Here is a 13780-nt window from a genome sequence, read left to right on the forward strand (position 1 = left end):
ATTAATTAAAGGTTTAAAGATGAATACCAGTAATATTAAAAAATACGCACCGCAAGCACGTAACGATTTTATCGCAGCCATGCGCAAGCAGGCCGCCAAATACGGCATCACCGCAGACAGCATTTTACCGGCAGAACAGAAAGGCGACTTGCTGCTGATTGGCGATCAGGTTTTTCCGCTATCAGTTATGAAACCACGTGAGAAGCTGATCAAACGCATTCAAACCAACAGTTTTGAGCAGACGATTGATTATATCGCTTACAGTTGGTTTAACCGTCTCTGTGCGATTCGCTACATGGAATGCAAAGGCTTACTGGATCATGGTCGCCGTGTACTGAGTAGTGCAGATGGTAGTGCAGGGTTGCCGCAGATTTTGGAAGAATGTCTGGATATTGACTTACCGGGTTTAAATGCCAGTCGTGTGGCTGAACTCAAACTGGATGGCAATAAAGACGAAGAGCTGTATCGGGAGCTGTTATTGGCGCAGTGTCATGCGTTGAATCAGGTGATGCCACTCCTGTTTGAACAGGTGTCTGATGAATCTGAACTACTATTACCTGACAATTTGACCAAGACCGATTCTTTGATTCGTGATCTGGTCAGCAGCATTCCAGAAGAAGACTGGTCGGATGTGCAGATTATTGGCTGGCTGTATCAATTCTATATTTCTGAAAAGAAAGACCAGGTGATTGGTAAAGTCGTCAAGAGTGAAGACATTCCTGCAGCGACGCAACTCTTCACGCCGAACTGGATTGTAAAATATTTGGTACAGAACAGTGTCGGTCGTTTATGGATGATGGCACAGCCTGATAGTACGCTTGCTAGTGAGTGGGAATATTACATTCAGCCAGCGGAACAGACCGATGAAGTCAATGCCCAGTTAAAACAGCTGATTAATGTACGGATCAGTGAAGATGGCGATACTTTAAATCCTGAAAGCATTACGGTGCTGGATCCGGCCTGTGGTTCGGGGCATATTTTGGTGGAAGCCTATGATTGCTTAAAAGCAATTTACTTAGAGCGTGGTTACCGTAGCCGTGATATTCCACGTTTGATTCTGGAAAACAACCTGTACGGCATTGATATTGATACCCGTGCTGCACAGCTCGCCAGTTTTGCGCTGTTGATGAAAGCACGTGAGGATGACCGTCGTTTATTTAGTAATCCACCGAAGCTGAATATTATTGCGTTGCAAGATAGCCAACCTGAACGTTTAGATGCATTCAGTCAGGATTTGGCAAGTACAGGCCTAGAAAAGGCAGATTTAAAAGAGTTACTAGATCTATTTGAGCATGCTTCGACCTTTGGTTCTTTGATTCAAATCCCTCAAACATTCGCTAAAAAGCTACCTGATTTAGAAACCAAGCTGAATGCAGCATTAGAGTCAGGGGATATTTTTGCGCAGCAGTCGGCACAAGAGCTATTACCTTTGGTACAACAAGCTAATTTGTTGGCTAAACAATATGATGCAGTGATTGCCAATCCGCCGTATATGGGTAATAAATATTTAAATCCAAATCTTAAAACCTATTTAAAAAAGAACTATCAAGGTTATGAAAGAGATTTATTTTCAGCTTTTATGATTCGAGACTTACAACTAACAAAAGAAAGTGGGCAGCTTGGTTTTATGTCTCCTTTTGTATGGATGTTTATTTCTGCTTATGAAAATTTACGTGAATATTTTATTGATCATACAACAATTACCAGCTTGATTCAGTTAGAGTACTCTGGTTTTGATGGTGCAACGGTTCCAATTTGTACATTTACATTAGCAAAAGCACATATCGTAGAATTTACTGGTTCATACATTAGTTTATCTGATTTTAAAGGTTCAGAAAATCAAGCTCCGAAGACTTTAGAAGCTATTAAAAATCCCAAGTGTGGATGGTTTTATAATACGCAACCAGATGGCTTTAAGAAAATCCCTGGAAGTCCAATTGCTTATTGGGCAAATTCTACTATTAAAGAAATATTTTCAAATACTTCTGTTTCAAAATATTCTGTACAAGAAAGTAGCCAATGTTTAACAGGTGATAATAATAAATTTCTGAGATTTTTATGGGAAGTCGATGCTAATAAAATTGGCAAAAATAAAAAATGGATTTTTTATGCAAAAGGAGGAGGTTTTAGAAGATGGTATGGAAATTTAGATAATTTAGTGAATTGGAGCCCTGAGGCTATCCACCACTATAGAACCTCAAAAGTACCAAGGATTATTCCTGAATATTTATGGTACAAGGAAGGAGTTACTTGGGGGTTTATAACTTCTTCTTTACCAAGTTTTAGATACTTACCTGAAAATGCTGTTTTTGATGTTTGAACCGTACCGGGTTTGTCGGAGACCACTTTTCTTGAGAGAATGTCCCGATGAAAAAAGTAAAATACACCCCTGAAATCAGAGATAGAGCGGTTCAATTATTGATTGAATCCGAAAAAGATTATCCATCGAATTGGGCTGCGATCACAGCAATTGCGCCTAAGATTGGTTGTACTCCTGAAACACTTCGTGTTTGGTATCAAAAATATTTAGATAAACAAAATCCAGTTAAAGTACAGCAGCTTTCAGACCAAGAACGTATCAAACAACTCGAACGCGAAAATAAAGAACTGCAACGCGCCAATGAGATTCTACGTAAAGCAGCCGCTTTTTTCGCCCAGGCGGAGCTCGACCGCCCACACAAATAATGGTGGATTTTATCCATAACAATAAAGATCGATATGGTGTTGATGCGATTTGTAGGATTTTACCGATCGCAGCTTCAACCTATTACCGAACTTTAGATCTCGCTGACAATCCAGAACATCGAGCGAAACGAGATCTACATGATGAGCATCATGCTGAACAAATTCAACGAATTTGGAAAGAAAGTTCAGGTCGATATGGTGTGCGTAAGGTCTGGCAACAATTGAAACGTGAAGGTTATGTTATCGCACGTTGTACAGTTGCTCGATTGATGCAGAAGCTAGCTATACAAGGTGTTTGGCGTGGTAAGAATAAACAAACCACCCGTAGCCGAGATGATCAAAAAAGAGCAGATGATTTAGTGAAACGTAATTTTAATGCTGATCATCCTGACCAACTGTGGGTGAGTGACTTTACGTATATTCAAACTCATTCAGGCTGGGTCTATACCGCCTTTATTATTGATGTGTTCTCACGAGCAATTGTTGGATGGAAAGTATCTACACGGATGAATACAGATATGGTGCTCGATGCACTTGAGCAAGCATTGCACGATCGAGGCATGCCAAAGAATGTGATTCATCATTCCGATAGAGGTGTTCAATATCTTTCTATTCGCTATACCAATCGTTTAGAAGCTGCAAATTTACGAGCATCAGTCGGTACGACTGGTGATTCATACGATAATGCTTTGGCTGAAACGGTGAATGGCTTATACAAAACAGAGGTGATTGAATATTTAAAAGCAGATTGGCAAGGTTTAGCAGATGTACAACTTGCGACACTAAACTGGGTAGATTGGTTCAATAAAAGCGTGTACACAGTGCACTGGGTTATGTATCGCCTTTTGAGTTTGAAGCAATGTACTATGATAAGATTAACCCGTTAGGTCAGGTGGCCTAACTTAAATAAAAAAGTCTCCGACAAACCCGGTACGGTTCAGTTGGTGGAAGTTCAATATTCTTTGAAGATGAAAAAGACTTAAACTTTTTCTTAGGTCTATTTAACACACCAGTTGCAACTAAATTGATAGGGGTTTTTAATCAAACATTAAACTATCAATTAAGAGATATCAGAAATTTACCTGTCTGCGGAAAAGATGGAGGCTATAATCGATTAATTGATGATATTGTTAAAAAATGTTTGCACATTTCAAAGCAAGATTGGGATCATTATGAAACTTCAATCGACTTTCATGAATATCCAATTATTCGTACTCAACAACCAACTCTAGAACAAGCTTTTAACACATGGCAACAGCAAAATGCTGACGCCGTGGCAGAAATGAAACGTCTGGAAGAAGAAAACAATAAGCTGTTTATTGACGCTTATGGTTTACAGGATGAACTGACTCCAGATGTACCCGATGAGCAAATCACGCTTACCCGTGCCAACCATGAAAAAGACAGCCAGCGTTTAGTGTCCTATGCACTTGGTTGCATGATGGGGCGCTATAGCTTGGATGAACCAGGTCTGATCTATGCCCATGCAGGCAATCAAGACTTTGATGCCAGCCGTTATCAAACATTCCCAGCCGATGCGGATGGCATTATTCCATTGACCGAAATGCACTGGTTTGAAGATGATGCAACGCACCGTATTCGAGAGTTCTTAACTGCGGTTTGGGGTAAAGACACACTAGACGCTAATATGCTGTGGTTGGCAGAAAGCTTGGATAAAAAAGCCAGTGAAACAGCAGAAGACACCATTCGCCGTTACCTCGCCAGCAAGTTCTATAAAGACCATATGCAGACCTATAAAAAGCGTCCAATCTACTGGCTATTCAGCAGTGGTAAACAGGGGGCTTTCCAGGCGTTGGTGTACTTGCACCGCTATAACGAAAGTACTTTGGCACGTATGCGTACTGAATACGTCATGCCACTGATTTCCAAAATGGCTGCCTATGCTAACTCTCTAGAAACTGCTAAAGAAAATAGTGATTCTGCGGCTGAAATCAAACGTATAGAGAAAAAACTGCAAGACTTGCATAAGCAACAGGCAGAACTGAGTAGCTTTGAGGAAAAACTACGTCACTATGCCGATCAGCGTATTACTTTAGATCTGGATGATGGGGTGAAAGTCAATTATGGCAAGTTTGGGGACTTGTTGGCTGAAGTGAAAGCTGTGACGGGAGAAAAATGATGAATAGCTTTTCTTGCGAACGAGATCATGCAGAGGTGTTTGCATGAACTTAAATCAACTTCAGCAAGGCCTAGAACAAGCCTTTTATACTGAACAGCACCGGATTGTCTTCTGGTACGATGCGGAACAGTCCTTTAACGACGAAGTACAAGCGTTAAAGCTGAATGATGTCCAGATTCTGAATATGGCAGAAGAGTCGAGTCTGGCGATCAAGCTCAAACTAGAACTGCAAGATCAGCAGGGTAAATACTTGCTGTATTTCCCTAGCCCTGAGCCTGAAACCGAAAAAGACTGGTTACTGGACATCAAGCTCTATTCACGCAGCTTCTATGCCGATCGTTTCTCGATTATTTTCAATGAGCTGGGTTTACAGCAGCAGAGTCTAAGAGAACATCTGGCCAAACGTGAAGAATTCCTTAAAGCCAAAGCCCGTCTGAGTACATTGAAACGCTATATCCAGTCTGATGCAGATGAACAGGATCTGGATATGGCCATGATTGCAGCTGTGGTCAAGGCCGACAGTGCCGAGCTGATGCATATTGTTCTGGCACTGGCAGATGAAATGGTACAGCAGAACCTGGCTCTGGAAGTCAATCCAGAATCCTTTGCTGAACTGGAAAAATTCCAACTGGTGCCAGCTTTAGTCACCGCATTACAGGCCGAAATTGGTTATCCAGCATCGGTTGAAGAATTGAATGGGGAAGCACCATTCAAGCTCGGTACGTTCTTTATCCGTTTGATGAGCACAGGTTTTTGTGAAAGCCTGGGCGATATACCGCTATGGGCTCAAGAACTGGTGATGTCATCCGTCAGCTCCCGTGCGACGGCTAGAGCCTTCTTGTCACGCTGGAGAGACAGCTCCAAATACTACCCAACCTTCGATACGCTTTCCCAGAGCGTGGCCAATGCACTGCGGATCCAGGAGAAGGTCGGGGCCTTTGATCTGGAGCAGCTGCTCGATGTCATGACCTTTGAAGTGATTGAACAAAAGATCATTGTTGATTTGGCCAGTCATATCCCTGCAGCAACCAAAGCTGAACTGGAACATTTCAGAACGATTATTTCTACCCGTCTGGATGGTTATTGGGCTTCCAAACATAAGGATGATGCAACACGCCGTAAATATCGTACTGTCTATACAGCGTTGCAGTCAGCGATTGAGCTGTTTAGCCTGCGACAGCAGTTTGATGCCGGTTTCTATTTCGACTCGAGTGAAGCCTTGTATAAAGCCTACGAGCAGGAGTTGTATCGCTTTGATCTGGCCTACCGCCACTACAGTGCCGCCTCACAACGAGCTCATGTCGATATCCTGAAAAAACTCGATGAAGAAATCGAAAATTGCTATTCCTACTGGTTTATTGACCACTTGACACGCAACTGGGGAGAGCGGGTTGAAGCTGAACAACGCTTGAATGTCTGGAAAGTGGCAGATATCCCAAATCAGCAGAACTTCTACGATACCCACGTCAGACCCTTACTGGGTTCTGCAACGAAACGCCGTATTGTGGTGATCATCAGTGATGCTTTCCGTTATGAAGCTGCGGTAGAGCTGCGCGATCGTATTAATGAAAAGCGTTATTCTGAAGCGACCTTGTCTTCACAGCTAGGCGTTGTGCCAAGTTACACCACACTCGGCATGGCCTCGTTGTTGCCGCATCAGACTTTGGAGTACAAAGAGGCCGCAGGGGATGATGTTTTAGTAGATGGACAATCCAGCAAAGGGACTGCAGCACGATCAAAAATTCTGGCAGCCTATAACGGATTGGCGGTTACCGCTGAAATGGTAAAAGGCTGGTCGCGTGATGAAGGCCGTGAAGCACTTAAAGACCATGAGCTGATTTACGTTTATCACAACGTGATTGATGCACGAGGAGACAGTGCCTCGACAGAATCAGAAACCTTTATGGCGGTAGAACATGCCATTGAAGAGCTGACTGAACTTAGCCGCAAAATCTTGATGCATTTCAATATTTCTACCCTGTTGGTCACAGCCGACCATGGCTTCTTGTTCCAGCAAAGTAAACTAGAATCTGCGGATCGTTCAAGCTTGACTGAAAAACCTGCCAATACATTGAAAAGCAAAAAACGCTATGTGATTGGGCATGGTTTACCAGAGAGCAAGGAAGCATGGAAAGGCTCAACCCAAGCTACGGCAGGCACACGATCTGCGACTGATTTCTGGATTCCAAAAGGGGCGAACCGCTTCCATTTTGTAGGAGGCTCACGTTTCGTGCATGGTGGCATCATGCCTCAGGAAATCGTAGTGCCTGTACTAACGGTAAAACAGCTGCGTGGTGAAAAGGCTGGACAACGAACCAAGCGTAAAGTTGAGGTTATTTCTACCAAATCCACGCTGAAGATGGTCAATAACATCCAGAAGTTTGATTTGATGCAAACTGAAGCTGTCAGTGAGCTGGTCATGCCAGTGACTTTATCCATTGCCATTTATGATGGGGATCTCAAAGTTTCCAGTGAAGAAACTCTGACCTTTGATAGCAGTACCGACTCTGTTGCAGAACGGGTAAAACAGGTCAGGCTGTCATTGTCCGGTACTGATTTTGACCGTAAGAAAGATTACTTCCTGGTACTGAAGGACAAAGACCTGAATATCGAGATGCAACGCTATAAGGTCACCATTGATTTGGCATTTACCGATGACTTCTTCTAATAACGAATTAACGATAGAGCGTAGCCTACATGGAATCTGCTAACGATAAAGAACTGGATCAGCTGCTGAATGAACACTTTGCTGGGCGGGTGGTACGTAAGGATCTAACCAAACTGATCAAAGAAGGGGCCAATGTCCCGGTCTATGTACTCGAATACCTGCTAGGGATGTACTGTGCTTCGGATGATCCAGAGATCATTGAACAGGGACTACGTAACGTAAAGACCGTACTGGCTGAGAACTACGTCCGACCGGATGAAGCCGAGAAGGTGAAATCCCTGGTCCGTGAACGGGGCAGTTATAAGGTCATTGATCGGGTGACTGTAAAGCTGAATGAGCGTAAAGACAAATACGAAGCATCATTTAGTAATCTGGGCATCAAAGATGCCGAAATCTCGGCAGGCATCGTCAAAGAGTATGAAAAATTACTTGTTGGTGGTATCTGGGTCATTGCTACGCTCAGTTACTATTTTGAAGAAGGACAAACCAATTCTCCATTTGGGGTGAGTTTACTCAAGCCGATTCAAATGCCGAATATGAATATGGATGAACTTTTCAGTGGCAGAGCAGCATTAAGCACTGATCAGTGGCGCGAGAGTTTAATCCGTTCGATCGGCATGGAACCGGCTTCGTTAAAAGAGGACGTGCAATGGCACCTATTAGCGCGTATGGTTCCGTTCGTTGAAAATAACTATAACGTCTGTGAACTTGGACCACGCGGTACCGGGAAAAGCCATATTTACAAAGAGTGTTCACCGAATAGTATTCTAGTTTCAGGTGGGCAAACCACTGTCGCCAATCTGTTCTATAACATGAGTAGCCGCCGTATTGGTCTGGTGGGGTTGTGGGATGTGGTGGCCTTTGATGAAGTTGCCGGTATTTCCTTTAAGGACAAAGATGGCGTTCAGATCATGAAAGACTACATGGCCTCAGGATCTTTTGCCCGTGGTCGTGAACAGATGGAAGCCTCTGCTTCGATGGTTTTTGTGGGTAACATTAACCAAAGCGTTGAATCTCTGGTTAAAACCAGCCATCTCTTGGCGCCGTTCCCTGAAGCAATGATCGATTCGGCATTCTTCGATCGTTTTCATGCCTATATCCCAGGTTGGGAAATTCCAAAAATGCGTCCGGAGTTCTTCACCAACCGTTATGGTCTAATCGTTGATTATCTAGCTGAATTCTTCAGGGAAATGCGTAAGCGTAGTTTTGCGGATGCCATTGAGAAGTACTTCAAACTCGGAAATAACTTGAATCAGCGTGATGTGATTGCCGTTCGCAAGACGGTTTCTGGATTGATGAAGTTGCTCTACCCACACGGTCAGTTTAATAAAGAAGATGTACGCCAGTGTCTGGAATATGCGCTGCAGGTACGCCGTCGGGTCAAAGAGCAGCTGAAGAAAATTGGTGGCATGGAATTCTATGATGTTCATTTCAGCTACATTGATAATGAGACGCTCGAAGAACATTTTGTCTCAGTCAAAGAGCAGGGTGGTGGCGGACTGATTCCCGAAGGTCCTGCTAAACCAGGCTTCCTGTATACCATTGGCCTTAGTAATAAGGGCATGCCGGGGTTATACCGCTTAGAACTTCAAGTGACCAAAGGTTCTGGAAAATTGGCGACATCAGGCTTATGGAATTCAAGCAGTGCCAAGGAGCAGGTCAAGATCGCATTTGACTACTTCAAGGCCAATGCATCCCGGATCTCGGGGGGGAGTAAGGTGCTGGAACATGACTTCCACTTACATGTGGTTGAATTACAGAATACCGGACCGCTCAGCCATCTTGCCTTACCAAGTTTAGTGGCTTTCGCTTCAGGCCTGTTAGGACGATCGGTACAGAGTCAGATGGTGGTACTGGGTGATATGAGCTTGGGTGGCTCTGTGACTCCGGTGGAAAGTATTGCCGAATGTCTGCAAGTTGCTTTTGATGCTGGTGCCAAGAAGGTTGCTTTGCCAATGAGTAGTGCGGCAGATATCCCTACGATTCCTGTGGAACTGTTTACCAAGTTCCAGACCAGTTTCTATGCAGATCCGGTGGATGCTGTGTTTAAGGGGCTAGGGGTGGATTGAATGTAGTCGTATTTTAAGATGATGAGGAAATGGCTCTGTAAATATTTAACAATATCAATATATTGATGAATAAGATAACAGAGTCATTTTTCTTAAATAGGGTGGAATTTTTCTGCCTGAAAAAGCGATGGTATTTTATAGAGATGAGCACAAGTGAATAAAGTTCTTAAAAAACAAATCGCCTTTTTTATTCTGCTTTGAACCGTACCGGGTTTGTCGAAGAGTCAATATTCTGAGAGACTATTCCGATGAAAAAACCAAACTATACCCCCGAAATCAGAGAAAGAGCGGTTCAACTTGTGATTGAATCTGAAAAAGATTATCCATCGAATTGGGCAGCAGTTTCCGCAATTGCTCCAAAGTTAATATATTGAGCAGTCCAAAATGACCGCTATATTAACCAAGGGGGTCAGTTTTTAAATGCCATTAGGGGGTCATTTTTACACTGCCGCTAACACCAGATTCTATCCCTATATGCTAAAGGTATGACTACCCGTGAAATTGTGGCTACCTTTAAGGAAATGTACGATGCCGATGTATCTCCAACGCTGATTTCCAAGGCGAACAGCACTGCTGTGAGGATGCCGTCAATGAGCAGGTTGCTGAATGGCAAAACCGTCCGCTGGATGCAATCTATCCTATCATTTATATGGACTGTATTGTGGTTAACGTCCGTCATAATGGCAGTGTTATCAACAAGGCTGTATTCCTGGCCTTAGGCATTAATCTTGATGGACACAAAGAACTGCTCGGCATGTGGATGGCTGAGAATGAAGGTGCAAAGTTCTGGCTGAATGTCCTGACTGAGCTTAAAAACCGAGGATTGCAGGATATTCTGATCGCCTGTGTAGATGGACTAAAAGGCTTTCCTGATGCCATTAACAGCGTATACCCGCAAACCCACATCCAGCTGTGCATTATCCACATGTTGCGCAACAGCTTGAAATATGTGTCATGGAAAGATTACAAGGCGGTCACTCAGGATTTAAAAGCCGTTTATCAATCACCCACTGAAGAGGCAGCCTTGATGGCCCTGGATCAATTTGCCCAAACATGGGATGACAGTAAGCGTCCGCTGAATCCCATTCCATCTTTTGTTAAGTCATTATGAACTACAGCTTTAAACCAAGCTTCTGCATGCCTGAGAGATTTAACAGTAGCTACTGTACGATCAGGGTCAACGTAAATAGTAAACTCTTCACCTTTATCTAATACAATCCACTCAGCTTGAGCAACTACAGGTACAGTAACTAATAAAGACTATCTCTGTACACGACAAATTTCACAGAACCCTTATCCTATCAGGGTTCTGCCTTCTTAAAATTGCCAAAATTTCCTTAAACTCTTCTTTTTTCCCAAAACCAATTAAACGCTGAATCGCCATTTGAACATAGTCTAAACCATAGCGAAATAAACTCATTGAGAGTCGTCCATGCTTCTTTATTTTTATCGCTTTTTTTTGATCATGTTGCCATTCACCCGTTAAGTAACACCAACAGAAGCTTATAGCTAACACCGCAATCAATTTTTTCACTCGTCTAGGGTCTGTCAAGCGCGTATTTTCAAGATTAAACCCGCGTCCTTTGAGACAACTGAATAAGGTTTCAATTTCCCAGCGTAATGCATAATCCTGAATAGCATTGGCATTAAACTGAGGAGAAACGACGAGTAAAAGCTCTCCATTTTCTAACTGTAGTGCACTTATATATAGTTTCACCCGACCAACCAAAATCCGTCGTTTACGACATTCAATTTGACCAACTTTAAGATGGCGAAATAAATCACTAATTTTATGATTCTTTCCTAAATGATTGGTGACAATGAAGTTTTTTTAACACGAATGCAGAAGTTGATGTCTTGTTCAATTAACCATGTAAACCACTGCTCACCGATAAACTCTCTGTCTGCGAACACATTCACAATACGGTCTTTACCAAAAATGGCTATAAAGCGTTGAATCAAAGCAATACGCTCTTTCGTATCTGAATTTCCACGTTTATTAAGCAATGTCCAAAGGATAGGTATCGCTATTCCACGATAAACGATTGCGAGCATCAGGATATTAATATTTCGTTTTCCCCATTTCCAATTGGTTCTATCTAAAGTCAGTTGCACTTGGTCGAATGAAAACATATTGAAAATCAACTGAGAAATTTGACGATAATCAAAATACTGACCTGCAAAGAAGCGCTGCATACGTCGATAAAATGATTGTGGTAAGCACTTGATGGGCAAGGCTTTAGATGCAGAAGAAAGATTACATGTTTGCTTTAAAATAATCACAAGCATGATGAGCGCAAAGCACTTTAAATGTGACTTGTTCCATTTTAGATATTTGTTTAAGATAAGATATAACTCATTGAGATGTGTCATAGTATTCGTCGTTAGAAAACAATTATTATGACATTATTTCAATGAGTTATCTATTTTTGTCGTGTACAGAGAAAGACTATAATAATTTTTTAAACATCATGAATCCCCTCAATTTAATAATTTAATTATAACAGTCACTTGACTTTACTATTAAGCAAAATTGATCATTTTTCTTATTACAGGTCTTCAGCTTGATCAACAACGTCTTTTAATTTATTACGCTCTTCAATGTTAGCTTTAGTCGGCTCAACAAGAGCTTTATCTACAGCTTCAGCATGAGCTATTTTAGATACGTCTTTAACCAATTCAGCAAGAGCTTCTAAAGCCGCATCATAATCCTTATTAGTCATCTAGTTACCCTCAAATATATAGAACAAATATAACAGCCGTAAACATTAAATCACATGCAGAAAGTAGCCGTTTCCGCTTCTTTGCGACTTCAGATGACGCACTAAGATCCTAGAACTACTGAACCGTACCGGGTTTGTCGGAGACCACTTTTCTTGAGATGAGAAGCATTGCTTCGCAAGACGTAGCGAAGCGTAGTGTCCCAATGACAAAACCAAACTATACCCCTGAAATCAGAGATAGAGCGGTTCAATTATTGATTGAATCCGAAAAAGATTATCCATCGAATTGGGCTGCAATCACAGCTATTGCTCCTAAAATCGGTTGTACTCCTGAAACACTACGTGTTTGGTATCAAAAATATTTAGATAAACAAAATCCAGTTAAAGTACAGCTGCTTTCAGACCAAGAACGTATCAAACAACTCGAACGCGAAAATAAAGAACTGCAACGCGCCAATGAGATTCTACGTAAAGCAGCCGCTTTTTTCGCCCAGGCGGAGCTCGGCCGCCCACACAAATAATGGTGGATTTTATCCATAACAATAAAGATCGATATGGTGTTGATGCGATTTGTAGGATTTTACCGATCGCAGCTTCAACCTATTACCGAACTTTAGATCTCGCTGACAATCCAGAACATCGAGCGAAACGTGCTCTGCATGATTTACATCATGCAGAGCAAATCAAACGTATTTGGAAAGAAAGTTTAGGTCGATATGGTGTGCGTAAGGTCTGGCAACAATTGAAACGTGAAGGTTATGTTATCGCACGTTGTACAGTTGCTCGATTGATGCAAAAGCTAGGTATACAAGGTGTTTGGCGTGGTAAGAATAAACAAACCACCCGTAGCCGAGATGATCAAAAACGAGCAGATGACTTAGTAAAACGCAATTTTAATGCAGATCATCCTGACCCTTGCGAAGCAATGCTTCTCAGGTGAGTGACTTTACGTATATTCAAACTCATTCAGGCTGGGTCTATACCGCCTTTATTATTGATGTGTTCTCGCGAGCAATTGTTGGATGGAAAGTATCAACACGTATGAATACAGATATGGTGCTCGATGCATTAGAGCAAGCATTGCACGATCGAGGCATGCCAAAGAATGTGATTCATCATTCCGATAGAGGTGTTCAATATCTTTCTATTCGCTATACCAATCGTTTAGAAGCTGCAAATTTACGAGCATCAGTCGGTACGACTGGTGATTCATACGATAATGCTTTGGCTGAAACGGTGAATGGCTTATACAAAACAGAGGTGATTGAATATTTAAAAGCAGATTGGCAAGGTTTAGCAGATGTACAACTTGCGACACTAAACTGGGTAGATTGGTTCAATAAAAAGCGTGTACACAGTGCACTGGGTTATGTATCGCCTTTTGAGTTTGAAGCAATGTACTATGATAAGATTTAACCGATTCGGAAAAGAATACATGTTTACTTTTTAATGACAGCTTAATGATCTAAGACACCATCTATCTGGTGTCTTTTTT

The 13780-nt window shown here is 42.2% G+C and carries 5 protein-coding genes, 4 pseudogenes and 2 other annotated features; of the genes and pseudogenes, 7 read left to right on the top strand and 2 right to left on the bottom strand.

Annotated features, from left to right (window positions below; all coding sequences use genetic code 11):
* Positions 1 to 19 precede the first annotated feature (19 nt).
* The 6 genes and pseudogenes from pglX (K1T76_RS14005) to K1T76_RS14030 form a co-directional block, all read left to right on the top strand.
* Positions 20 to 2320 carry a BREX-1 system adenine-specific DNA-methyltransferase PglX gene (gene pglX / locus K1T76_RS14005; RefSeq protein ID WP_230245699.1) on the top strand — a complete coding sequence of 767 codons (2301 nt, stop codon included), beginning with the start codon at positions 20 to 22 and terminating at the stop codon, positions 2318 to 2320.
* Positions 2321 to 2367: 47 nt separating this feature from the next.
* Positions 2368 to 3586, top strand: a pseudogene (locus K1T76_RS14010) (IS3 family transposase).
* Positions 2643 to 2759: a sequence feature (AL1L pseudoknot), on the top strand. (Overlaps the previous pseudogene by 117 nt.)
* A 30-nt stretch (positions 3587 to 3616) precedes the next feature.
* Positions 3617 to 4825 (top strand): annotated as a pseudogene (gene pglX, locus K1T76_RS14015) (BREX-1 system adenine-specific DNA-methyltransferase PglX); the annotation flags it as partial.
* Between the two features lie 43 nt (positions 4826 to 4868).
* Complete coding sequence (gene pglZ / locus K1T76_RS14020) at positions 4869 to 7493, top strand: BREX-1 system phosphatase PglZ type A (protein ID WP_230245700.1); 2625 nt, start codon at positions 4869 to 4871, stop codon at positions 7491 to 7493.
* 29 nt (positions 7494 to 7522) lie between these two features.
* Positions 7523 to 9562, top strand: coding sequence for a protease Lon-related BREX system protein BrxL (gene brxL / locus K1T76_RS14025; protein WP_087537462.1), 2040 nt, complete (start codon positions 7523 to 7525; stop codon positions 9560 to 9562).
* Positions 9563 to 10020: 458 nt separating this feature from the next.
* A pseudogene (locus K1T76_RS14030) lies at positions 10021 to 10625 on the top strand (IS256 family transposase); the annotation flags it as partial.
* Between the two features lie 219 nt (positions 10626 to 10844).
* On the opposite strand, the gene K1T76_RS14035 reads toward K1T76_RS14030, so the two are convergent.
* Together K1T76_RS14035 and K1T76_RS14040 are read right to left on the bottom strand one after the other, a co-directional pair.
* Positions 10845 to 11935 (bottom strand): IS4-like element ISAba1 family transposase gene (locus K1T76_RS14035; RefSeq protein ID WP_085940413.1). Its coding sequence is split into 2 segments (ribosomal slippage): positions 10845 to 11395 and positions 11395 to 11935, totalling 1092 coding nucleotides; the frame shifts between segments, so codons are not numbered across the junction.
* A 176-nt stretch (positions 11936 to 12111) separates the two neighbouring features.
* Positions 12112 to 12285, bottom strand: coding sequence for a hypothetical protein (locus tag K1T76_RS14040; protein WP_162833965.1), 174 nt, complete (start codon positions 12283 to 12285; stop codon positions 12112 to 12114).
* Positions 12286 to 12488: 203 nt separating this feature from the next.
* Between K1T76_RS14040 and K1T76_RS14045 the strand changes: the two are divergent.
* Positions 12489 to 13701 (top strand): annotated as a pseudogene (locus K1T76_RS14045) (IS3 family transposase).
* Positions 12764 to 12880 (top strand) — a sequence feature (AL1L pseudoknot). It overlaps the preceding pseudogene by 117 nt.
* Positions 13702 to 13780 lie beyond the last annotated feature (79 nt).

Source organism: Acinetobacter sp. PW68, assembly GCF_020982655.1.
Taxonomy (GTDB): Bacteria; Pseudomonadota; Gammaproteobacteria; order Pseudomonadales; family Moraxellaceae; genus Acinetobacter; species Acinetobacter towneri_A.